Source organism: Calothrix sp. NIES-2100 (assembly GCF_963875285.1).
Taxonomy (GTDB): Bacteria; Cyanobacteriota; Cyanobacteriia; order Cyanobacteriales; family Nostocaceae; genus Aulosira.
On sequence record NZ_CAWNLA010000001.1, the window covers coordinates 3345943 to 3370801 of the forward strand.

17 protein-coding genes are annotated in these 24859 nt (G+C 42.2%); 10 read left to right on the forward strand and 7 right to left on the reverse strand.

Features of this window, described 5'->3' with window-relative positions; genetic code table 11:
- Positions 1–593 precede the first annotated feature (593 nt).
- Positions 594–977 carry a hypothetical protein gene (locus AACU32_RS14030; RefSeq protein ID WP_339377879.1) on the forward strand — a complete coding sequence of 128 codons (384 nt, stop codon included), beginning with the start codon at positions 594–596 and terminating at the stop codon, positions 975–977.
- Between the two features lie 265 nt (positions 978–1242).
- On the opposite strand, the gene AACU32_RS14035 is transcribed toward AACU32_RS14030, so the two are convergent.
- Positions 1243–4068: a DUF5682 family protein gene (locus AACU32_RS14035; protein WP_096600398.1), complete on the reverse strand. Its 2826-nt coding sequence runs from the start codon at positions 4066–4068 to the stop codon at positions 1243–1245.
- A gap of 109 nt (positions 4069–4177) precedes the next feature.
- Between AACU32_RS14035 and AACU32_RS14040 the strand changes: the two genes are divergently transcribed.
- A complete protein-coding gene (locus AACU32_RS14040; RefSeq protein WP_096600400.1) occupies positions 4178–4720 on the forward strand; it encodes a Uma2 family endonuclease in 543 nt (180 codons plus the stop codon).
- Between the two features lie 107 nt (positions 4721–4827).
- Here the strand turns inward: AACU32_RS14040 and AACU32_RS14045 are convergent, their stop codons facing one another.
- The 4 genes from AACU32_RS14045 to AACU32_RS14060 all read right to left on the reverse strand — a co-directional run bounded on the left by AACU32_RS14045 (position 4828) and on the right by AACU32_RS14060 (position 9555).
- Entirely contained in the window at positions 4828–5976 is a 1149-nt protein-coding gene (locus AACU32_RS14045; RefSeq protein WP_339377880.1) for an ATP-binding protein, read from the reverse strand.
- A 110-nt stretch (positions 5977–6086) separates the two neighbouring features.
- Entirely contained in the window at positions 6087–7514 is a 1428-nt protein-coding gene (locus AACU32_RS14050; protein ID WP_096600402.1) for a VWA domain-containing protein, read from the reverse strand.
- A gap of 10 nt (positions 7515–7524) precedes the next feature.
- Positions 7525–8913 carry a hypothetical protein gene (locus tag AACU32_RS14055; RefSeq protein WP_096600404.1) on the reverse strand — a complete coding sequence of 463 codons (1389 nt, stop codon included), beginning with the start codon at positions 8911–8913 and terminating at the stop codon, positions 7525–7527.
- Positions 8914–9084: 171 nt separating this feature from the next.
- Positions 9085–9555 (reverse strand): hypothetical protein, encoded by a 471-nt coding sequence (locus AACU32_RS14060; RefSeq protein WP_096600406.1) that lies wholly within the window; start codon positions 9553–9555, stop codon positions 9085–9087.
- A gap of 680 nt (positions 9556–10235) precedes the next feature.
- On the opposite strand from AACU32_RS14060, the gene AACU32_RS14065 reads away from it, so the two are divergent.
- Genes AACU32_RS14065 through AACU32_RS14075 form a run of 3 tightly spaced genes read left to right on the forward strand, consistent with a single transcriptional unit; the run spans position 10236 to position 16385 of the window.
- A complete protein-coding gene (locus AACU32_RS14065; protein WP_339377881.1) occupies positions 10236–10364 on the forward strand; it encodes a hypothetical protein in 129 nt (42 codons plus the stop codon).
- A gap of 55 nt (positions 10365–10419) precedes the next feature.
- Positions 10420–15666, forward strand: a complete 5247-nt coding sequence (locus AACU32_RS14070) for a translocation/assembly module TamB domain-containing protein (protein WP_096600410.1) — start codon at positions 10420–10422, stop codon at positions 15664–15666.
- Positions 15667–15716: 50 nt separating this feature from the next.
- Complete coding sequence (locus AACU32_RS14075) at positions 15717–16385, forward strand: Uma2 family endonuclease (protein WP_096600412.1); 669 nt, start codon at positions 15717–15719, stop codon at positions 16383–16385.
- Positions 16386–16584: 199 nt separating this feature from the next.
- On the opposite strand, the gene AACU32_RS14080 is transcribed toward AACU32_RS14075, so the two are convergent.
- Entirely contained in the window at positions 16585–17703 is a 1119-nt protein-coding gene (locus AACU32_RS14080; RefSeq protein ID WP_096608005.1) for a ferrochelatase, read from the reverse strand.
- A 411-nt stretch (positions 17704–18114) separates the two neighbouring features.
- Here AACU32_RS14080 and AACU32_RS14085 point away from each other — a divergent pair, with 411 nt between their 5' ends.
- The 4 genes from AACU32_RS14085 (at position 18115) to AACU32_RS14100 (ending at position 23045) form a co-directional block, all read left to right on the forward strand.
- Entirely contained in the window at positions 18115–18687 is a 573-nt protein-coding gene (locus AACU32_RS14085; RefSeq protein ID WP_096600414.1) for a hypothetical protein, read from the forward strand.
- Between the two features lie 227 nt (positions 18688–18914).
- The gene (locus tag AACU32_RS14090; RefSeq protein ID WP_096600415.1) at positions 18915–20177 is read left to right on the forward strand and encodes an MFS transporter; all 1263 of its coding nucleotides are present in this window, start codon (positions 18915–18917) and stop codon (positions 20175–20177) included.
- Between the two features lie 231 nt (positions 20178–20408).
- Positions 20409–22304 (forward strand): biosynthetic-type acetolactate synthase large subunit, encoded by a 1896-nt coding sequence (ilvB, locus tag AACU32_RS14095; RefSeq protein WP_445223178.1) that lies wholly within the window; start codon positions 20409–20411, stop codon positions 22302–22304.
- A gap of 270 nt (positions 22305–22574) precedes the next feature.
- Positions 22575–23045 carry a tellurite resistance TerB family protein gene (locus tag AACU32_RS14100; RefSeq protein ID WP_096600419.1) on the forward strand — a complete coding sequence of 157 codons (471 nt, stop codon included), beginning with the start codon at positions 22575–22577 and terminating at the stop codon, positions 23043–23045.
- A 38-nt stretch (positions 23046–23083) separates the two neighbouring features.
- Here AACU32_RS14100 and AACU32_RS14105 read toward each other — a convergent pair whose 3' ends face one another.
- Positions 23084–23269, reverse strand: a complete 186-nt coding sequence (locus AACU32_RS14105; protein WP_096600421.1) for a hypothetical protein — start codon at positions 23267–23269, stop codon at positions 23084–23086.
- Positions 23270–23305: 36 nt separating this feature from the next.
- On the opposite strand from AACU32_RS14105, the gene dacB reads away from it, so the two are divergent.
- A complete protein-coding gene (gene dacB, locus AACU32_RS14110) occupies positions 23306–24775 on the forward strand; it encodes a D-alanyl-D-alanine carboxypeptidase/D-alanyl-D-alanine endopeptidase (RefSeq protein ID WP_096600423.1) in 1470 nt (489 codons plus the stop codon).
- Positions 24776–24859 lie beyond the last annotated feature (84 nt).

The following is a 24859-nucleotide window of genomic DNA, read 5'->3' on the forward strand; positions in this document are numbered from 1 at the left end:
GATAGATTTTAGCCGGATTTTGCCTTATTCAATGAACCGCAATTCCTACTGGCTGCTTGGTTATTTCGGGCGATCGCAATTTCAATTCCTGTTTATCTGAATTTTGACAATTTCTTAATTTCACTCAATCGAAGTACAAGGCTATGCGTAGCAGTTTAGATGATTGCCGCAATTCCTCCCGACACCAAATCGAAGATTTCGCGCGCGGACTCCTTGCGGGTCGAGTTGAATATTGACCTTGTATGCCAATCGACGGTAAATTGAACAATATGACATCTTGTATTTAAAGATACTTGTCAACTTGAAGTAAATGCTGTATCTGTATTATCTCTAACAATATGTAGCAAAAGGTTGACCGTTGCCAGTAGCTCAGGCTAAGGAAGAGTTGGGCTAAAGCTTAACACTTCTCCCTGTTCTCTACTCTGCAAAAGCTATCCAAAATCAGCTTACCTCGACTAAGTGTATTAGGTCTGCTTGACTGCCAGGATTACTTGCCATTTAGGTAGTTATTCCCTAGGATAAATCGTGATGAATGCTACATTAAAATCAGGAAAAGATAAGTATAAACTACCAGCAAAGTCAAGGATAAACAATTGAAACAACAGCAAGTCATCATGGGAAGCATCACCGCCACAGTATCTGCGATCGCACTGGGATACTTGGGTGTTCAATACTTGAATCAGACCGCAATGTATACAGTTGCTGGTGCAATGCTGGGACTGGGTGCAACTACACAAGTGACACAACTTAAGTCAAAATCTCACGTCCGAAGGTCGCAGTTATTACTACTGCCTGCTTCTTCTGTAATTACTGTGAGTGAAGAACCACCACAGCCAATACAACTAATTTCTCAGTCCATTGAACCACATCTTGAGCATCATGTTGAGGTTATTGAATCAGATTATAGTAAGGAATTGATAACAGAAAATGATCCAATAATTGAAAGATTTCTCAAACTGGGTTTGGAAGATTTTTAAATTTTGTGGGGGTGGGAGTTCCCCACCTTTTACTTCGTTTGTCAGTTGTGAGTTGTTTTTGCGTTTTTTGGATATTGTATATTCCGTGTGTAATACGCATTCTCTGTAAAAATTAGCTTAATATAATTCGAGCAATCTTTGGGTCTTTGCGCCTAAGAAAGCCGGAAGCCGCCGCGTGTCTATGCGTGAGTTATATAAAGCAATATTTCATGAGGCGGAGCCTGCTAAATCTACGCTCCCACGCAGAGCATGGGAGCGAGGTAAATTAAAGAGTTGAATTAATAATGCCAGCAAAGTAATTTAAGGTTGCTGGATGAGCAGTAATTAATGCTTGAGTTTTTAGTTCGGGTTCAGATAAATTATCGCTAGCATTTTCATGGTTTGCTAAATTTTCTTTCCAAGTTAAATTTTCAATACCTAATAATTTGGCTAAAGCATTGGTTGTGGCTGGAGAATTAAATATAAATTCTCGGATTTTTAATTCATTTTCGCTGAGTGTTGGGACATTTTTAACTCGATTTACCTGTTCTTTAATCTCTGCTTGCGGCTTTGACCATGCGGGAACCCAGGTATTAAAGCCAGGTAAATTTTTCGGGAAATTGCTAGCGGCTTCTTTGATTAATACTTGGAGAATTTGGGCATGGGGTCGCAATTTGAGAATCAGGCTGGGTAACCAAGGTAATAAAATTTTATCGGGAACGGTGGCGAATAATTTACTCAGTAGTTCTACGACAAATTTACTAATTCTTGGTGCAAATGTCAGAGATAAGATGAAACCATTTAAGTATTCTGGGAAAGATTTAATTAACATTTCATTGTTAATCACATCATTGAAGAATTTCCGAATTTCTTCTAATTTTCTTAATGTTAGTAACCATTCCGTTGTCCACAATAAACCAATTTTGGCGGGGTCTTCTAAACCTTGGCTGGATTGTTTAACACCGATTAATAATTGACTGCGGTTACAACCGAGAGATAATGCCAAACTTTCCAGGGTGAAGATAAAATTCAACATCCCGGCGATTTGTTCGGGGGTTGTTCCCCTATCTGCGAAGGCTTGGGGTAGTAATGTGGCGTAATGTCCGTAGCCTGTGGTGACAAAACGCTCTATCCATTCCTGTAAGCCAGAGGGTGTGGTGCGGTAGTAATGTACTAGTCGGCGGACGCGTTCAAATACTTGGGGTGCGTCGCTGACACCAGTTTCCTGCTTGAGGAGAGAAATCGCGTGTTCTCCGAGTTCTTGTGTTAAGCGGAGGCTGCGTGCGTATAAAATGCTATCTTCTGTGGCTTTGAGCGCATCGCTGGTTTGTGCTTCGGGCGAAAAAGCCAATTTCTTCAAACGCTGTTCTAAAACCTGCTCGATGCTGACACCCTCATAACCGAGCATAATAATATGGCGCTGGTATTTACCGATGCGGATTTCCCAAGATTCTTGAATTGGTTTGGAACCAAGACTGCGATCGCCCATAATTGGTTTTACAATCGTATCACCCAATAAATAATGCAATCGCCATAGCACATCGGAACAGGGTAGAAGTTCCGGCTGCTGTTTAAAATCCATTAAGGCGCGTTGGTTGGTTTGTGCAAGTAGGTTGACTCCCAGAGGTTGAAGTCTGTCGTACACATCTTGCGCCAGGGGAGGTAAAGAAGCATAACCAACCGTCCCAATGCGATCGCCTCCGAGTAAAATTTGGCAAAGTTGGTAAATATTGCGTTTTTTCGGGGTGCGGTCTTTTTCGAGACAGGTTATGGCTGCGTCTTGGAAATCGTAAGGCGTGGGGTGCATTCTATTTCGCATCCCCGCTAGCAGCATTGAGGTTTGATAAATAGCGATAGAGTCGGCTGTACTGGCTAAATAGGCATTTTTCCGCGCCAATCCGACAATATCAGCACACCATTGCAATAATTGTTCGGTATCGGCTTTAGCTAGTTCTGGGGGACGGGTTAAAAAGGCTGCGAGGGTGGAATTTGTAGCTGTAAGAGGAATTGCTTTGGTTTTGCTTGCTTTCTCTTCTTTATTGAGCGAAAATCCCTTTAAACCTGTAACCTTGAGATTCTTTTTCCAAGTTGCTTCCGCTAGCGACACTGTACCCGCTGGGTGATGAAATTGGTATTCGATAGCCGCAAAACTGGAAGGAATTAAACCGTATAACCATTTAGTTTGGGTGCGTTCCGGTATTTCCCAAAGATTATTATTAGTAACGCTATATTCTGCCACATCGCTAGCTGAGTGGGCTGCACCACATATATAGATAGCTTCCGATGGTGCAATATTATGCGCCGCCATGTGTTTTTTCATGGAAGTCCACATATAGCGTTCCCGCTGGCGATCGCTTTCGATATCTTTATTGCGAGTTCCTAAACGGCGCATCAAGCTACCGATGAGGAACATGACTTGGCGGTAGGTTTCGTAGTCTGCGCCGATAATTGCTGTTTCCACATACTCATCCCACCATTCCGAAAAGTGGCGGGTATTGGAATTGCGGAGTAAAAAGCTTAAAAATTGGTCAAAAGTGGGAATGAGGCTACCTACTTCTACACCTACCGCTGAACCGTGCATTTTGGCTTCATCGCTGGGGGGTTCTTCTGACTCTTCCACAGGTTTAGTATTGGGGGGTTCCCATTGGAAGACAAAATCCACAGCCCTATCAACAAATACTAGCTGAGTTTCGGGATTTTGTAGAGCAAAGGCGATCGCTTGATATTCTGCGGAAGCTTCGGTAATCGGTGCAACCACACTCAACGGCATGATTTTAGGTGGAAAATCCTCAGATTCGGCGGCGAAGGCTTGTAAAGCTACAGGTAATTTACAATCGCGTAAATTCTCGACAGTGTTTTGTAAGTCTTCGCACAGTTCCAAGTAAATTACTTTCGGCGGTTTTTCCCGTAAGCGTCGCACCATTTGCAAAGCGGAGGATGGGGAGTGATGACACACCGGGAAAATTTCTAGAGGTTCGCTGCTGGCTTTTTCTACATCTGCTATTAAAGCTGTTAGCATTTCGCTTAAAGGTTGAGCATCGGTAGCGAATTTTTCCGCCGCATTGAGGAGTTGTTCTTGGAGTGCGTTGAATGCAGTTGGGAGGTTAACCATAGTTTATTAATTCGTCATTTGTGCGTAGGTGTAGCCTGTTGTAGACATCGCCTGTTTGTTTTGGATTTCTCATAATATAAATACAACCCATGTCAGAATCGGAGGCTTTATGTCACTGACAGTTGAAGATTTAGAAAAAATGCAGCAACAGTACCCCGACTATCGCATGGAACTAGTTAAAGGTAATGTTATTGTCATGAGTCCCTCAGGATACGAATCAGATGAGGTTGCGGCTGAAATGGTGTCCCAGTTACGTAACTGGGTTAAACCGCGTAAGCTAGGACGAATAACAGCTTCTAGCGCTGGTTTTAGATTGCCAAACTCAGATTTGCGCGCACCAGATGCTTCATTTGTTTTAGCCGAACGTTTGCGTCGCAGTCCCAAATCTTTTGCTCAATTGGCTCCTGATTTAACTGTTGAAGTTAAGTCTCCCAGCGATAATTTAGAGGATATCAGAGCGAAGATTCAAGAATTTCTGAGTTTGGGAACTAAGGTCGGAATTTTGCTGAATCCTGATGCGCAAATTGTGGAAGTTTACAATGTGGGAAAAGAGGTAATAGTACTGCACAATGGCGATGTACTAACTGTTCCCGAACTGCTTCCAGGTTGGGAAGTAGCAGTTTCAGATTTATGGCCTGTAGAGTTTGATTGAGGTACTAGTATCACTTTTACATTCCTCTCTGCGCCTCTGTGTCTCTGCGTGAGATAAAAGAGAAATAAACCGCAGAGGACGCAGAGAACGCAGAGAAAGAAGAGTTTTTAAAATAACCCCATCGCTTGTTTACCACCTTCGAGAAAAGCTTCCCATTCACCTTTGTTTTCTTTACTACGCTTCTCAACAACTGCGTGCCAAAATTGATTCATCACGGAAATATCTTCTGGTTGACGACGTACTAAAGTACCGACCAAGGATTTTGCTAATGCACCGGCTTCTAAATTGGTAGCGCCAAAATAACGACTGTGTAAAATCGCATCTTCTAAAACACCGATTTGTTCTGCGGTGGAAAGCGCTGATTCTAAACGCTGGTCGTCAGAACTGGCGGCGGCGCTGGTTTCGCGTAAATCGGCGAAGGTTTGCAATAATACATCTAACAGTGTTGGCGGAACATCCACTTCAAAGCCGTGACGGTTCATTAACTCTTTGGTGCGGAAGAGGATAATTTCTTTTTCCTGCTTCTTATTCGTCACCACCGGCATATGTACGAAATTAAACCGTCTTTTCAAGGCTGAAGAAAGTTCGTTGACACCCCTGTCGCGGCTGTTGGCTGTAGCGATGACATTAAATCCGGGTTGTGCAAAAGCTACGTTATCTGTCTTCAATTCGGGAATAGAAATATACTTTTCACTGAGTATAGATATCAGTGCATCTTGCACATCAGAAGTACAACGGGTTAACTCCTCAAATCTGCCCATTGCCCCGGTGTGCATAGCTGTCATAATTGGTGAGGGAATCAAAGAATCGCGGGATTGACCAGCCGCAATTACCATCGCCACGTTCCAAGAATACTTGATTTGGTCTTCAGTGGTTCCTGCTGTTCCTTGAACTACATAAGTTGAATTACCAGAAATCGCTGCTGCGAGTAATTCAGCTAACCAGCTTTTACCTGTACCAGGGTCACCAATCAACAATAAACCACGGTCAGAAGCTAAAGTGACAATAGCACGTTCTGCGATCGCACTATCTCCATACCATTTCTGCTCAATTTGCCGGTCTAACTTTTGCGATGGCGTACTTCCCAACACAAAAGTCCGCACCATTTGCGGCGACAGTCGCCAAGAAAATGGCTTTGTACCTTTATCAATTGAGGCTAAATATTCTAATTCTTCTGCATATTTCATTTCCGCCGGTTGTCTTAACATTACCTCGTTGCTAGTAGCATTTGTAGTATTACTTTTAGCCTTCGCCATTTTTATCTCCTAAAGTATTATCTGTAATTCTTCTCTGCGTTCTCTATGTCTCTGTGGTTCAAAAATTATTTTTCTAACCGCAGAGGCGCAGAGAACACAGAGGTAAGAGGTTAGTTAACAATCACCTTTTTTAACTCTTGAATTAACTTTTTCGGACTCCCTGTTAAAATCGGCATACCCAACTCCTTCAACTTGTCGCGGAACCATTGATTCACACTGAAATATCCCGAACTTGTCACCGCACCAACGGGGATAAAATGTAATCCCGACTCTTTCAAGGATTTAATATAGTCATATAAAACTTGGTCGCTACCACCTTCGTAAAAGTCAGAAATTAACACCACCGCCGTATTCTTTGGTTCTAAAATCTTTTGTGCAGCTTCTACTAACGCCGCATAAATATGTGTTCCTCCTCCTAAATTTGTCCGTAATAAAACCTCAAATGGGTCATGTACCCAAGCTGTTAAATCAATTACTTGGGTATCAAACGCCAACAAATGCACATCCACATTGGGAAGTCCGGCGAAAATTGATGCGAGAATAGTACATTGCACCATCGCATCCACCATTGAACCTGATTGGTCAACAACTACAATCATGCGAGTTGGTGTTTTTTTCTTGGCGGTGTGGCGGTAGTACAGCCTATCAACAAATAATCTTTGTTCTTCTGGATTCCAGTTAGTTAAATTCTTCCAAATCGTGCGCTTTAAATCTAAGTTGCGAAATATCCGTTTAGGTGGGGTTGAATAATCGATTTTTCCGGCTACAGCTTGGGCGACTTGTAACCGCAGGACTTGCGCTAGTTCGTCTACATAATCCTGAATTAATCGTTTAGCGTTTTTCAGCGCATTTCCTGATAAATTCGCTTTTTCGCGTAAAAGTTGTTCCACCAAAGCCATTGATGGCGTAAGTTGACTGGCTAATCTGTCATCTTTGAGGACTTCGTGTAAAGCCATGCGGTGAATTAATTCACCTTCCAAAGCTTTGAGGGTGGCGCGTAGTTGTTCTTCGGTAACGGTGAAACCGCCACTAGTACCAATACCTGCGCCCATACCGCCACTGTTACCGCTACCTTGTCCCTGATTTTGCTGACCTTGGTTTTTCCCAATTCCCGGCCTATTTCCTCGCAAACTTCCCGGCGCACATCCTAAAGCTTGTTCCAAAAATCCCACATCTTTCAACCATTGCGCGTATTGTTGCGCGGTGACAACTCCGGTTTGGGTGTTGGGACCAAAAGCATTTAGGAGTAATTTAGAAAAAACTAATCCTCGGCGCAGAGTGGCGGTTTCTACTTCTGGTGCTGTATCGTCTTCGGGAATAATGGGATTCTTAAAATCTGCTTCTAATTCTGGGTAACGGTGGAGTAAGTTTTCAATACTAATATTAGGGTCGAGGATTAATTGGGGTAAATTTAACTCGCTAACAACTTCAGTCGCCATGTGTTCAAAATTTGCACCCTGTTCGCTAAAGCCAAACATACTGGTTAGTAAGCGCCAGTATACAACTTGACGGCGTTGGGCAATTTGTTCTGTATCCATAATTTTTTCCTCAACCCTTACGCAGTAGGCGGCTAGAACGTTCTTGCAAGATTCCCACAACACTATTTTTGATGGAATCTTTTTTCGCAATGACTGACGCGGCGGTTTGTCCGGTATATGTGGTTTTGTTTTTAACTGCTACTGCTAAAGGTTGCACTGACCATTTCCCCGCATCGAAGCGTAATAAGCCGAAGATTTGCTGAGATTTGGCAATTATGTCTAAATTTAATTCTGATAATGCGCTGATACGTTCACTAGCAATGCTCAGTTCCCCTGCATCACCCCAACTTAAAATAATATTGTCGTCATTCTTCACGACTTGATAATTACTGAGATATATCGGTTCCGCGAGTTGGATGGGATGGCGATCGCTCGCTGGAACTGTAGAATAAATCAAGCTATTCCCTGTATTCTCTGCAAAAAACTCCGCCGCCCGTTTGATTAAATTATAATTTTCACCAAGTTCGCCTTGACTTTGCCACAGTAAATCTCCAGTAGGTAGCAAGGGTACATCTTTAATTTGCAATCTGCGATTTTGTGCGAAAGCATCCAATAAAATAGCCGCGTTGGGAAATAACAACCAAATTTGCTCGTTATTAATTGCATCTACCTTGTAAGCGGATTGGGTAACTCTCACCAACTGAGTTTGATTATTTGCATCTAACAACCCGTAGGCTGTAAAGCTAACTAAATTAGCGTGTTGGCGTAAATCTAAACCTAAAATTTCTAAATTCCCGGATATTAACTGCGATTTTGGTAAAATAGCTGGGCGCATCGTCCCTAACATCGCCTGCGTCCATAAATCAACCCAACGATATTTGGGAATTGCTTGGCTATCAGCAACGGGAAGATTTCCCATCAATTCATTAAAATACCCAGTCAGTAAAGCAGCTTGTCTAACTAACAACGGTTCGGCTTGGATTTGTTCGAGTGTCCCTAAAAACGGCACTAAAGTTGCTATATCTAAACGTGCATAGCCTATCAATGCAATTTCCATTAACCAGTGACGCACACTTGCTAACAGAACTTTGACGTTATTTGGGGATTCGCTGGCTTCATAGTCCAACTCTACCTCGGTTAGTTGCGCTCGCCCTAACAAAGTCCTGACATGCGATTGCAATGTATTAAATAATGCTCCATTTATTGACGCACGCGCACTTGCTAAAATTGCAAAATGCTTATCTACAAACTCATTTGAGCTAATTGCCACAGTAGCATCAGCTAGTGATTGCTGTAGAGGTGTGCCAGTAAATACACGTTCTAAAGCCTGCAATATTTGCAGATGTTGGTCATCTAAATTCGCAAAACCAGTAATAAAACACTCATCTAAACTAGCAATCAACTCGAATATTACTTGATTGCTTTCGCTTAATTGATGTAATGCGCCGGGGAAAGCCATGATGTTAATTCGTAATTCGTAATACTTCGACTTCTCTGCGAGACGCTACGCGCTAAGCGAAGCTATGCCGCAGGCTTTACGCTCAGTACAAGTTCGTAATTCGTAATTAATTCTCTGTAAGTTCTTTGTGCGACAAATGACAAATGACAAATGACAAATGACAAATGACAATTAAACAAACCAAGTCATTTCCGGGAGGGGAGAGTTGGCGGTTTGTAATTCTAGGTAGCGGAGGTAATTTAAGAAGCGGCTGAAAACTTCGCTGGCTGGTTCTTTTTTTACCGTACCGCGACGGTTGATAATATCCTGGGGGGAAGTAATTTGACTGGGGTCACCGGGAACTTTAAGATAATTAATTACCTGGTCAATACCATAAGCTGCGATCGCTTCTTTCATCACAGCTTGCAAATGCTTACAGGGATAGCCTTGCAAACCCCCACAAGGACGGTTATTATTTGTACTGCAATAAAAATCTAGGGTTCCCGCTTCAAAAAATGAAACGTAAACCCGTTCAATATCAGAACCGCTAGAAACTACTCCCTGTACACGATGATTGAATAACTCAACAAACGGAACCTGCTTCACATCCCGCTTTGTTGCAGCATTTTTCTGGCTGGAAGCTATAAACGATGAATTGGACATAGCATAATAATCCCAAGTTGGCGAAATTTGTGAAATCGTCAAATCATCTTTGAGAAAGTTGGTTTTAGCTCACTTACCATGCTCATCTATAAATTTTACATATAACAACCATAGAAACACGTAAATTAGCGTCTCTTTGCAAAAGTTATTACTTTCTAGTCAATGGTCAATAGTTATTTCCCTGTGTACCGTTGTCTTTGCGTCAGCCTCACTATCAATATTCAACTGAAGCTGATATAAAGACATTTGCCTGGCTTATTAACTATGGAATATATTCGGGTCTAAGTCAGGAGGAAATAAAAAAATTTCTTTACCTAATACACTTCTGGTGTTTTCATAAAGTTCAAGTGCTTTTAATAAGTAACAGTACTTAATCGGCACCCATCGGTTATTGTTGTAAAAATATATCACAACTCTTGCTGATGAGTAGCTTTCGAGTGGTAAAGGAGTTTTCCAAGGAGAAATCATTATTTTATTAAAAGAATTTTGATTATTGCATTAATAATAATGAGAAAATACATATAATATGAATAATTGTTAATAAATCTATCTTTAGTTGTAATTTATATATATCAATGTAAATAAATTTCAGCTGATTTTGGATATTGGCTTTTATCTGGTATCGACTAGCTTGAAAATAGTGTTGACTGTTGAGTGTTGACTCTTCTGAGAGATTTTTCGTGAATGGCTGTCTTAAATGTCAAGCGATCGCACAAGCAGCGTATGATGTAGAAGACTTCATGGTAAAAATGCAATCTACCGCAGAGATGATTTTAGAATCGACATTTTCAGGCAGTCTAATAAAGTAGACCTGATGCATAGGCGTATTTAAGAAGCATTGCTACTGCTTCTCGGAAAAAGAAGATGACACGTTCTCCAAATTCTCATCGGCGTTTATGGCTGCTGTTATTAACTCGTACCAGCATTGCTTTGGCGGTGATTTTAATCGCTGGAATTGTCGGGGGTATTTGGTGGGCGAATATTTTTATTCATGAAAAATTAGCACCGTTAATTGAAAGCAATCTGTTGGAATTGCTAGGAAGACCAGTAAAGTTAGGTACAGTGCAAAGTTTTTCGCCTAATAGTCTGCGTTTTGGCTCAACATCAGTCCCAGCAACAACTACAGATGCAGATACATTGGTAGCACAAGCAGTAGACGTAGGATTTGATACCTGGGAGTTAGTTTTTCACCGGACTTTAAAGCTCAATGTTACCTTAGTTCGCCCAGATGTCTACATCGAACAGGATGAAAAAGGGCGCTGGGTTTCTACGAGAATTAATACTGCAACTCAAGAACAGGCTGGTTTAATTAAAACTGAACTAGAAACCCTGAATCTGCAAAATGGTGTTGTGATGTTATCACCATTACTGCAAGCAGGTAAACCGAGAGTTATTGTTGGGTTTAATCAACTTAACGGTGTTGCGCGTTTTTTAGAACAAAATCAACGCATCACTTTTGATATTAGTACTCAAGCTATGACTGGGGGAAGTTTACAGCTTTCTGGTGAGACGCTTCCCAAAACAGTACAAACAACGCTAAAAATTCGCACTGCTAATTTACCAGCTGCTACTCTATCGCAATTAGTCCAGACACCAGTTAGCTTACAAGCTGGAAGTATCAATAGCGATTTAACTGTTAATATACCCAAAAATCAGTCGCAAACAACGGTATTTGGGACGGTTGACGTTAATCAAGTAGTTGGACAAGTTAATAATCTTCCGACAAAAGTCACGAACACTACAGGTAAATTACAGTTTGAGAATCAGCAGGTTGCACTGGAAAATTTTACCGCCAACTTGGGTAACATTCCTGTGCAAGTTAACGGGGCGATAAATAGCAAAACTGGTTATAATCTGACAGCTAATGTCAAAGCTGTGACCACCCAGAACCTTTTACAAACCTTTAATGCTAAACTACCAATCGCCACGGCTGGGGATTGGACAGCAAATATCAAGTTACAAGGTGCAATTAAAAAGCCGACGATTACAGGTGCGGTGAGTACAACTAAACCTGCTGTGATTGACCGTGTTAGCTTTGAGAAAATTACCAGTCAATTTCAGGGAACACCGCAGGAAATTATTATTTCGCAGATTCAAGCTACCCCAACCCAAGGTGGACAAATTACAGGTAAGGGGAGAGTTGGGTTAGGAAAGCAGGGAACAGTGGCGATAAATTTGCAAGCTACTAGTTTACCAGGAGATGCGATCGCTCAAACTTACAATACTAGTTCGCCGAACATTCGTCTTGGTACAATAGCTGCAAGTACCCAAGTTAGAGGAACTCTCGCTAACTTACAAACCTTGGTGCAAATCCAAGCACCGATGGCTACCTATCCCGCTAAAGCCGAATTAGCAATTAACAAGGGAATCGTTCAGATTCAAAATACTGTTTTACAAATAGCGGGGGGGACAGTTGCAGCTAGGGGACAACTAAAAGGCGATCGCTGGCAAGCTGTTGTTGATGCTTCTCAAGTTCCGCTCCAGAGTTTAGCCCAAGTCACCCGCAGTGAGGAAAACTCTAATGCAGCTTTACCACCGCAATTCCAAGGGACTTTAAACGGGGAATTTAATTTAGCGGGAACGACAAAATCCTTGCAACTTGCTAACATTCAAGCCTCTGGACAGGCAAATTTGAATGTCGCTGGCGGTAGAGTTAACCTGAATAATATCCGCTTGAATAACGGTCTATGGCAAGCTGTCGCCAATGCTTCCCGCATCCAACTCAATCAATTTGCGAAGAATGCCCAAGGGCAGATTGTTAATAGTAACGTACAGATTTCTGGTAATACGAATTCCTTTGCCCTGAATAACATTCAAGCTGCTGGCGATGCGCGGTTAAGTTTAGCTAGGGGAAGCGTTAATGTTAGAAATATCAATCTCAATAATGGCAACTGGGGAGCTATAGCCACTATTTCCCAGCTTCAATTAAGTACTTTATCACAAAATTTGCGCGGACGGTTAAATGGTGATGTCCAAGTTGGGGGAACTACGGCTTCTTTCCAACCGCAAAACATCCAAGCTGCGGGTAATGTGAGATTTTCCCAAGGTTTAGCCGCACTGACACAACCACTAAGCGCCCAGTTTCAATGGAATGGTCAGCGCCTGCAAATTGTCCAAGCCACTGCACCAGGATTAAGAGCGGCGGGTGATATTGCTGTGGCTTTCCAACCAACTCCCCAAATTACCGGGTTAAATTTGAATGTCCAGGCACAGAATTATAATTTGCAAAGTTTGCCGGTTCAGCTTCCGGGAAATATTGCCTTGGCGGGGAGAGTAGATTTTAATGGACAAGTTTCCGGTACGCCGACTACCCCAATTGCTAATGGTAAAATTCAGTTAGAAAATCTCGCAGTCAACGGTTTAGCATTTGAGCCGGTGTTAACTGGAAATGTCAGTTATCAACAAGGAGAGGGAACGCAATTTCAAGTAACTGGAAGACAAGACCAAATTGCGGTTTCTTTAGGTGCAGATAATCGTCCCACTGCATTTAATATCAGACGTGACTCCACTATTGCATCTGGACGCACCGTCGGCGATAATCTTGCAGTTAATGTCCAAGATTTCCCCATATCTCTAGCCAAAAGCTTCATTCCTGCCAATGCCAATTTAGGCACGATTAACGGACAGTTATCAGGAAATTTAACAGTTAACTTAAATGATTATAGTTTATTGGGGAATGTCGCCGTCGCCCAACCGCGAATTGGCAGAATTCAAGCCGATGAATTTCGCGGTAATATCAGTTATGGTAAGGGCAATTTCAGTTTAACCAATGGAGAATTGCTGCAAGGTGACACCCGTTATTTACTCAGCGGAAATTTACCCACCACAGGTAATAATCCCTTACAGTTTGAAGTCAGCTTTGAACAAGCCAAAATTGAAAATTTACTGCAAACCCTAAATATTTACAATTTCCAAGATGTCCGCACAGGCTTACAACCGCCAAAACTAGCTGGTGCAGAGGCTTTACAAACTCAGCCTGTCAGTTTCCCCAATCGAAATTTATTAGCCCAAATAGATTTTCTCTCCAAAATTCAAACCCAAGTTAACCAAGAAAAAACCCAGCAGCAAGCATCACAACGCATTCCCAGCTTAGAAGAATTACAAGGGATAATTAGCGGTAGGTTAGGCGTAACAGGGAGTTTGCGCTCAGGTTTGAATATTGGCTTTAATTTTACAGGTAATAATTGGGTATGGGGCAATTATAATATTAATCAAGTCGTCGCTAGCGGCAATTATGAAAATGGGAATTTAACTCTCCAACCTGTGCAAGTCAATTTTAATAATTCCCTGTTAGCTTTTAGCGGACAATTAAGTCAGTCGTCTTTATCGGGACAAGCACAAGTCCAAAATTTAGCCCTAGCAGATATTAAACCTTTCTTCCCCCAATTACCTGTAGATATTGCCGGAAATATCAATGCTAATGCTACCCTCAGCGGAAATTTAAATAATCCCCAAGCTGTCGGAGAATTAGCACTAGTAAATGGTAGCTTAAATAATCAATCTGTACAATCAGCCCAAGTTGCTTTTAACTATAATAATGCGCGGTTAAATTTTGACAGTAATATTTTAGTCGCAAGCACACAACCGATTCAAATTAATGGTAGTATCCCTGCTAAATTACCTTTTGCTTCCACCCAGCCAGATAGTAATCAAATTAGCATTCAAGCCAACGTGCAAAATGAAGGTTTGGCAGTATTAAACTTATTAAATAATCAAGTCAAGTGGGTAGATGGACAAGGACAAGTCAACGTCCAAGTTCAGGGAACACTCGCCCGACCAGAAGCCACCGGTACTGCCACAATTAATAATGCCACCATTAATGTCCAGAGCCTCACAGAACCCTTAACTAATGTTACAGGCACAGCGCAATTTGCAGGCGATCGCTTAATTGTTGATAAACTCCAAGCAGAATACAGTCGCGGACAACTAACAGCGGCGGGAATTCTGCCAATTTTCGCTTCTCAAACCGCCCAACAACAAGCAGCCAGTAATCCCCTAACGGTGGCGATAAATAACTTGCAGCTGAATTTCCAAAACCTATATCAAGGCGGAGTTAGCGGTAATGCTGTCATTACAGGTACAGCCTTTGCTCCTCAACTAGGCGGGAGAATTGAGCTAAATAATGGTGAAGTATTATTAGGAACAGCCACTGCGGCAACAAATACAACCACACAGACAGCAAATTCCCCAGAAATTACCATTAAAACCCCAGAAACAGCCACTAATACTAATACTGCGACACCAGCCACACCAGTAAATACACCGAAAATACCGATAGAATTTGCTAACTTACAGTTAATTCTAGCTAACAATGTCCGCGTTACCCGTCAACCCCTATTCAGCTTTGTCGCCCAAGGTGATATCACTCTCAACGGAACTTTAGCTAAACCTCTTCCTCAAGGAGAAGTTAGTCTCAGGAGAGGCCAGATAAATTTATTTACCAGTCAATTTACCTTAGCCCGTGGTTACGACCAAACCGCAATATTTACCCCCAGTCGCGGATTTGATCCCACCTTAGATGTCCGCCTAGTAACAATAGTTCCAGAAGCAACGCGCAGTTTAGGGCGAACCTCAAGGATATCTAGCGAAATTCAAGATATTTCTGCAATTGACTTTGGGACTTTCAATACCGTTCGTATTCAAGCCATAGCAAAAGGCCCAGCTAGTCAATTATCTAGAAACCTTGTACTCACTAGCGAACCTCGCCGTAGTCGAGGCGAAATCGTTGCTTTACTAGGAGGCTCATTCCTCAACAATTTACAGCAAGGTGATACAGGTTTAGGACTGATTAATATAGCTGGTTCGGCAATTTTTTCTAACTTACAAGGAACTATCAGCCAAATTGGTGAAACCATCGGCTTAAGTGAATTGCGGCTATTTCCCACACTTGTAACTAATAGAAATACCAATGTTTCCGTCCTCGGTTTAGCAGCAGAAGGCGTATTTGATGTATCTAATAACTTCTCTGTTTCTTTATCGCGGGTGTTTGCTAGCAATGAACCCTTACTTTACAACGTAATTTATCGTTTAAATGACGAAGTACGTGTCCGTGGTGCTACTAATTTAGGAGATGAAGGGCGGGCTGTTGTTGAGTATGAAACCAGATTTTAATTCGTAATTATTGCTAGAATATTATTCATTTACACATATAGAAATGTGTTATGACCACCGCTATTCCCAAATCAGAAATCATATATCCTAGCAGCGATGGAGAACCTGTGGCGGAAACTTACGACCATTTATATGCAATTTTAACCATATTAGAAGTCCTCAGACAATATCTTCAAGGTCGTCGCGCCACAGTGTTAGCCAATCAATTCTTGTATTATGTACAAGGGTTTCCCAAATTAAGAGTTGCACCCGATGTCATGGTTATCTATGACGTTGAACCAGGGGGAAGAGATAACTACAAAATTTGGCAAGAAAAACAGGTTCCAAAGGTAATTTTTGAAATTACATCTAAAGGAACTCAGGAAGAAGACAAAACCACTAAGAAAAATCTCTATGAAGGGTTAGAAGTAGAAGAATATTGGTTATTTGATCCCAAAGGAGAATGGATTGAACAAAAGTTGCAAGGATATCGGTTGAGGGGAGATATTTATGAGCCAATTACCGATAGTTGCAGTCAAGTATTACAACTACGTCTAGCTGTAGAAGGAAAACTCATTGGCTTTTATCGCCTAGATAATGAAGAAAAACTGTTAGTAACTGATGAGTTGGTTGCAGCACTCAGACAAGAGACTGATAAACGTATAGAAGCAGAAACACGCGCCGCTGAATTAGAATCGCTACTTTCTCGATATCGAGAACAGTTTGGCGAATTACCATAAGTAGCGACAGTCTCAAAAGTCAAGCAATATCTAAAAAAAGCCCTTGCTACTAATACTCAATCCTCACTTTTACCCTCTGTGTTCTCTGCGCCTCTGCGGTTTAAAAATTATTTTTACCAACCGCAGAGAACGCAGGGGACGCAGAGTCAAGACTTAAGAAGAGAGGAAGGCTGGGTTGGTAAGGTCTTGATCATTCACGTTAATGATGGTGATGATGGTGATGATGTCCATCTAGGTGAGGATTAACTGTTACTGCTTCCTCAGCCCTCAACGCGCTAATATGTTTATCAGCCCATTGTGCAGCCATTGCCAAAAATTCTGGATGGTCATTTACACAAGCCATTTGCACATAATCCACATCGGGATGCTTTTTCTCTATAGCATGGATAATGTGGTGAACATCCAATAAAGTTTCGTGATTTTCTGTCGCAAAACCAATCGGCATGAAAATTATCACTTTTGCACCCAATTGAATCAGGTTATTAGCAGCTTGCTCCGCATTTGGTAGCGTCCATTCAATTAGTGGTGTGTCATGGTTTAGCCAACCCACAGAAATTAAAGGATATTTGTTAATCAACTTGTCCCGTACCAAGTCGTACAACGATTGACTTTCAACAATCCCAGAGGTGAAGCCTTTCGCTTTGTGAGGACAACCGTGATTCATCAGCACAATACCGATTTGGGAAGGAAGGTAAGTTGCTGCTAAATCAGCATTAATTTTTTCCTCTACCAAATGCGCCATCAAATCAATGTAAGCTGGCTCATTGTAGAAAGAAGGAATGTAACGCATTCCTTTTACCCAATGTTCATCACCCTCAGCCAACTCAGCTAAAGCGTTATTCACCTGCTCGATCGCAATCCCACTAGTGAAGATAGAATCAACAACTAGTAGGGGGTAAATTAATATTTTGTCGAAGCCTTGGTTTTTAATCTCTGCCAAAACTTGTTTAGGCAAAAAAGGCGCGCAGAAGTTAAAAGCCTTGAAAACTTGAACGCCCTCACCCCACTTTTCTTGTAAAAGCTTCTCAATCCCAGCGCGTTGCTGTTCAAAGATGGCGTTATGGGGAGAAATAAAATCGTGATGGGTGTGTCCCCACTCATGACGGTCGAATAACGCCAGCAACTTGGCTAGGGGTGGGTAAATCCAGGTAGGGACTGGGGCAAATTTTGCTGTCAGTAAATTTAAAGCCTGTTCGTTATAGTTAGCGAAATCTTCGTAGCTTTCGACTTCGCCGTAGCCCATGAGCAATACGGCGACTCGGTCTTGATGTGATGATTGCTCGTGGGTGTGTTGTACTTTTTCCGGCGTGGCTACCACAGTGAGTTCCTCAATATAACCAGAATGGAGAGAAGTATCAAGGAAATAATGAATTATTTCCCAGATGAGTAAAATAAATCCCATCCGGGGGGATAGGATAATTACAAATATCATAACGGGGCATTGCGTCTCATACCTCTACCGTTAGGATCTAGACAAAAAAATTTACCTAAATATACCTAAATCAATTAATCAGTACATCTGTCTTGGCAGTCAAAAGTTAACAGTCAAAAGACTGACTATTCTCAGCTTTTGCGCCCTTTTGTTGACACCCAGAGGCTGAAGGGAGGGTAGTGCTGACTACTTCAATAATTCAGACTTTTTGCAGAGAGCAAATTAGCGTTGAATTGCCGAAAATATTACTGTTATATTTATAACAAGTAATAGCTCTGAACCAGATAATAAAGATAGATGAGCATCATCATTTGCCCTGGAATCCATGAGCCAGAATTAACTGAAAGTTTTATCGCAGGGTGCTTAAATTTAAATTCTGATAGTTCAAGTACTCAAGAAAAAGTAAATATACTAGTTTACCCAGAACCGGGTGTACTGTCACTATCACCAGTGCATATTTTACAATTTTTACACAATTGCTTAGACGATAGGTTAGAATCGCCCGTGTTCTTCATTAGCTTTAGCGCTGGTGTAGTCGGAGCGATACTGGCTGCAAATTCTTGGCGACTTCTCGGAGGTAAAGTCACAGCTTTTATTGCTATAGATGGATGGGGTGTGCCACTATGGGGTGATTTTCCCATTCACCGGATCAGCCATGATTATTTCACCCACTGGAGTTCATCTTTATTGGGTAGTGGGAACAATAACTTTTATGCCCAACCAGCAGTTGACCATTTATTTATTTGGCGATCGCCCCAAACAGTCCGAGGTTTTGCGGTAAACCCTACCGAGGAATTTTACCCCAAAAGCGATCGCACTAGTGCCGCACAATTCATACAGCAGCTGCTAAAGCACTATGAAGAAAAATAGTCCGGAAAATAAACTTGCCCAGCAGGAGTGAGAAATAGGGAAAATTTTCCAATAGAGCGATAAAAATAAAGAGGATGAGGAGGATTAGGGGGATGAGGGGAATTAGGAAGAAAATTCTCCCCCATCTCCCGGTTGGTGAGCGCAGTCGAACCACATCTCCCCTCCCCCATCTCCCCTCCCCCCCTCCCCTGCTCCCATCTACCCTAGTACCTCTTACTTAGTATCAAATGTTTCCTACTGAACCTGCTGCTGTTAATAACGGGTTTGGCGCACTGCTGAAAAACCGTAATTTTATGCTCCTGTGGATTGGGCAACTAATTTCCCAGTTAGCAGATAAGGTATTTTTCGTGTTGATGATTGCCCTGCTAGAAAATTACCCACCGCCTCCAGGATTAGCAGAAAACTCGATGTACTCAACATTGATGGTGGCTTTTACAGTCCCAGCAATTTTGTTTGGTTCGGCGGGCGGTATTTTTGTTGACCGCTTTCCCAAAAAGCTAATTATGGTTGGCTCTGATGTGGTACGTGGGTTTTTCACATTATTGATTCCGTTTTTACCACGAGAGTTTTTAATTCTTTTGATACTAACTTTTGCCATATCCACGGTGACGCAGTTTTTTGCCCCAGCGGAACAAGCGGCTATTCCCCTGTTGGTAAAGCGCGAGAATTTAATGGCAGCCAATGCCTTGTTTAGCAGCACAATGATGGGAGCTTTAATCGTTGGCTTTGCCATTGGAGAGCCAATGTTAAGCTGGGCGAAAACCTTTTTGGGTGAAGAATACGGTCAAGAATTAGTAGTCAGTACGCTTTATTTGTTATCGGGTGCAATTATGCAACCGATTAATTTTAAGGAAGATAAACCTATTGTTGAGCATAGAGGCTCAAATCACCTGTGGTCGGAATTTACAGAAAGTTTGCGCTATCTCAAGAAAAACCGCCTGGTGTTAAATGCCATGCTGCAACTTGTCACCTTATATTGCGTGTTTGCCGCCTTAACAGTGTTGACAATTAGATTAGCCGCAGACTTTGGCTTAAAAGAAAAACAATTTGGCTTTTTCTTAGCAGCAGCTGGGGTAGGTATGGTGTTAGGTGCAGGAATTTTAGGTCACTGGGGTGTAAAATTGCATCGCAAGCCCTTACCCTTAATCGGATTTTTGCTGATGGCGCTGGTGTTAGGGGTGTTTACTTTCACCCACAACTTATTACTGGCACTGGGATTGTGTGCAATATTAGGTGTAGGTGCTTCCTTCATTGGTGTACCGATGCAAACTCTCATTCAACAACAAGCGCCGCCCAACATGCACGGTAAAGTTTTTGGGTTTCAAAATCATGCCGTGAATATTGCTCTGTCTTTACCTTTGGCAATTACCGGGCCATTAACTGATATTCTGGGGTTACGGACTGTTCTGGTAGCTATGAGCCTGATAGTCGCTGCTGTGGGTGTTTGGGCTTGGAAAAATACCCGCCGCGTCTTGCAAGATGTCATTTAACTGTTGACTGTTGAGTGTTGACGTTGACTGTTAACTGCGGAAGAAAGAACATCGGAAACTTAGACAAATCAAGGATTAAGTCCTGTTGTCAAAAATCAAATCATAGTTGTATAGTCTTAGCTGATATTAAAAATAGATATTGATGTACGGATTTTATTAAAGTTTTACATTAAAATGAAATCTTAACTACAGAATCCAAGCATTAACTTAGCTATTGTCAGAGGTTTGACAGTGCGATCGCCAACCAAAATCAGTCCCCCACAGACCGAGAATCACGCCCAGCCTAATACCAGCATTCAAACCGTCGTGGCCACGCCTACCAGGGCCTCTGGCGGTTTTGCTCTCCTGGACAGTCTCCAACGCCACGGTGTTGAGTATATTTTTGGTTATCCTGGTGGAGCCATTCTGCCAATTTATGATGATCTTTATAAAGTGGAAGCAACTAGTGGCATTAAGCATATTCTTGTGCGCCACGAACAAGGTGCTTCCCATGCGGCTGATGGCTACGCCCGTGCTACAGGTAAGGTCGGAGTGTGCTTTGGTACTTCCGGTCCAGGGGCGACTAACTTGGTAACAGGTATCGCCACCGCCTACATGGACTCAATACCCATGATTGTCGTCACAGGACAAGTACCACGGGCAGCAATTGGTACAGATGCATTTCAGGAAACTGATATTTATGGCATTACTCTACCAGTTGTCAAACACTCCTATGTAGTGCGTGACCCGAAGGATATGGCGCGGATTGTCGCCGAAGCCTTCCACATCGCCAGCACCGGACGGCCAGGGCCAGTTTTAATTGATGTTCCTAAAGATGTAGCGTTAGAAGAATTTGACTATGTACCTGTAGAACCAGGTTCAGTGAAATTACGTGGCTATCGTCCTACAGTAAAAGGTAATCCCCGGCAAATCAACGCCGCAATTCAGTTAATTTGCGACAGTAACCGACCACTATTGTATGTCGGTGGCGGTGCGATCGCTTCTGGCGCTCACGAAGAAATTAAAGAATTAGCTGAGTTATTTAATATACCCGTCACCACCACTTTGATGGGAATCGGTGCTTTTGACGAACATCATCCCCTCGCCTTGGGAATGTTGGGAATGCATGGCACAGCTTACGCTAACTTTGCTGTTACTGATTGTGACTTGTTAATCTGTGTCGGCGCAAGATTTGATGACCGTGTAACTGGCAAGTTAGACGAATTTGCTTCTAAAGCCAAAGTCATTCACATCGACATCGACCCCGCCGAAGTAGGTAAAAACCGCGTCCCAGAAGTGCCCATCGTCGGTGACGTGCGCCATGTGTTAGTTGACTTGTTACGTCGCTGCAAGCAAAGTAGTATCAAGCCTAAACCCAACCAAAACCAAGAATGGTTGAGCCTGATTAACCGCTGGCGGGAAGAATACCCCTTAATAGTGCCCCAGCATCCAGACAGTATCTCACCCCAAGAGGTAGTTGTCGAAATCGGTCGCCAAGCACCCCACGCTTTCTACACTACAGATGTCGGTCAACATCAAATGTGGGCAGCACAATTTCTCAAGAATGGCCCCCGACGCTGGATTTCTAGCGCTGGTTTGGGAACAATGGGTTTTGGTGTCCCAGCAGCAATGGGTGCAAAAGCAGCCTTTCCCGATGAAGAAGTAATCTGTATCAGCGGCGATGCTAGTTTCCAGATGTGTTTACAAGAATTGGGAACATTAGCACAATACGGTTTAAATGTCAAGACTGTAATTCTCAACAACGGCTGGCAGGGAATGGTACGCCAGTGGCAGCAAGCCTTCTACGGTGAGCGCTACTCCTGTTCTAACATGGAAGTCGGGATGCCAGATATTGAGTATTTGACCAAAGCCTATGGTATTAAAGGCATGGTGATTAGCAAACGGGAAGAACTCACTGATGCGATCGCCGAAATGCTCGCACACAATGGCCCAGTAGTTGTCGATGTGCGCGTCACCAGAGATGAAAACTGCTATCCAATGGTAGCCCCAGGCAAGAACAACGCCCAAATGATAGGCTTGCCTAAACAACTGCCAAAAACTGCTACAGAGCCAGTTTATTGTAACCACTGTGGCACTAAAAACCTTCCCACCCATAACTTCTGCTCTGAGTGTGGTAATAAACTTTAAGTAGTCATTGGTCATTGGTCATTAGTCAATGGTCATTTGTTTGTGCTAAAAGTATCTTTCTACGCAGGGGATTGTATCCTCTGCGTTTTTTTCATGCAGCTTAGTATAAAAAATGACAAAATACCAACAACAAATGACAAATGACCAATGACAAATGACAAATTACACAAAAATTCCAGATGTTGTGTGTTTGGCGATTTTTTTGGGAATCCTAAATCTCAGGAGAAAAGAGAGCATTCCCAACGATCACATAACTTTTAAAGGATAATTATGTTTCAACGTAAATTTCCCAACAGAGGTAGCAACAGTTCCGTCGCCTTAGAACCAGAAGTAGCGATCGCAGTTATTGGGCTATTTTCTGCAGCAGCTGATGATGAAGGTGTCAGCAGAACCGAAGAATTTGCTTTGAGTGAAATGCTAGCGGGGATTTCTCAATTTGAAGATTTTTCCGAAAAAGACTTTGAAAAATTGACACAAAAAGTCTATGACTTGCTAGAGGAAGAAGACCCAGAAGAAGTGATCGAACAGGCGATCGCATCCTTACCAGATGAAGAATATCGAGAAGCTGCGTACATTACCGCCCTGTTGGTTGTAGGGATTGACGGTGAAGTACCCGAAAGCGAACAAGAGTATATCTCTGAGCTTCAGGACTCCTTGAATATTTCCAACAAGCGCGCACAACAGATCATCGACCACATCTTTGGCGATGACGATGAACAGGAGTACGAAGACGACGATTAATTTTTTTGCTGCTTAAAGTCCCGCTTTTGTCGCCTGGGTTACCTAAGAACGGGACAAACGTTTATGTATAAAGTTGCAGAATCAAGAAAACTATAGCTCATGATGGCGTTATTATCGCTACTCATGAGCTTTTTATTTGCTAGCAAGCAACAAGCGATCGCAATTTCGTAGTCAGGACTAAAATCCTGGATTTTGAAACCGAAAGCTAAAAAAAACGCACCCATAAGTTATTATCATCAAATAGTTTTCAGCACTATTTAATGACTCAAAAAATTACCGTTGGGTTGATGCTATTATTTCTTACTAGCCAGATTAGCGTTACACAAAAAACAGCTACCGCCCAAGCCCCAACACCAGTAGCACCAGCCACCACTACAAAACAAATTTGCCCTGCCCAACTCTTAACATCTATAGATGCTATTATCAATCGTCCCTTATTTAGTCGAGCGCGTTGGGGAATATTAGTACAACCTCTCTCATCTGGACAAACACTATACAGTCGGGATGCCCAAAAATACTTTACACCAGCTTCTAATACAAAATTACTGACCACCGCTGCGGCATTACAACACTTAGGTGCAAACTTCCGCATTCGCACCTCAATTTATCAGAATTCCAATGGAGTATTGCGTGTTGTCGGCAGAGGAGATCCCAGCTTAGGTGATAATCAGTTGCAAGCATTAGCACAGCAATTAAGACAAAAAGGGATAACCCAAATTCAGCAATTAATTGCCGATGATAGTTATATTCAAGGAGATATTGTTAACCCCACTTGGGAATGGGAAGATGTGCAAGCAGACTATGGCGCACCCGTGAGCAGTTTTATTTTGAATGAAAATATTTTTAGTTTTAAGGTTTTACCTCAAGCTATCGGTAAACCTTTACAAATTTCTTGGAATGATAACAATGAAGAAAGACGTTGGCGCATCATTAATCAGTCAACAACAGTCAGCAAAAATCAGCCAAATTATATTAATGTTACCCGCGATTTAACAGGAACAGTATTGCGAATTCAAGGGCAGCTAACAGAAAATTCTCAACCTTATTTAGTCACCTTACCTGTAGTTGACCCTAATTATTACTTTCTGCGTCGCTTCCGTACGGCTTTAGCCACACAGCAAATCACGTTAGGACAAACATTAGTATTAAATGGTGGTAATAATCAACAAGAAATTGCCGCTATTGATTCACCTCCTGTATCACAATTGGTAACAGAAACCAATGTCAAGAGTAATAATTTATATGCCGAAGCATTATTAAGGGCATTAGCTGTTAAACAACCTAGAGTGCAGAATAAAATTACCGCTGATATTGGCTTAGAAGTTTTAAAGACGAGTTTAACTCAATTGGGAGTTGATCCAACAAGTTACTTTTTAGTGGATGGTTCTGGGTTATCACGGCGTAATTTATTGTCCCCAGAAGCTTTAGTACAAACTTTGCGCTTAATGGCGAAAACACCAGTCGCTGCTGTTTATCGCGCCTCTTTACCCGTTGCAGGTAAAAGTGGTAGTTTAAAAAATCGCTTTCGCAATACTCCTGCTGAGGGAATTGTGCAAGCAAAAACAGGTACTGTAACTGGTGCAGTTACTTTGTCTGGATATGTGAATGGCGCTAAGTATGAACCTTTAGTTTTTAGTATTATGGTGAATCAAAGTGAGCAGTCTGTCAGCAATTTACGAAAGGCAATTGATGAAATTGTTGTCTTGTTAGCACAGTTACAGCGTTGTTAATATTTCCAGCTATATTTAATAAATTTGAATGTAGGGTGTGTTGTCGCCAAGCGCCGCACCGATGTACCATCAAAAATTCCAGCA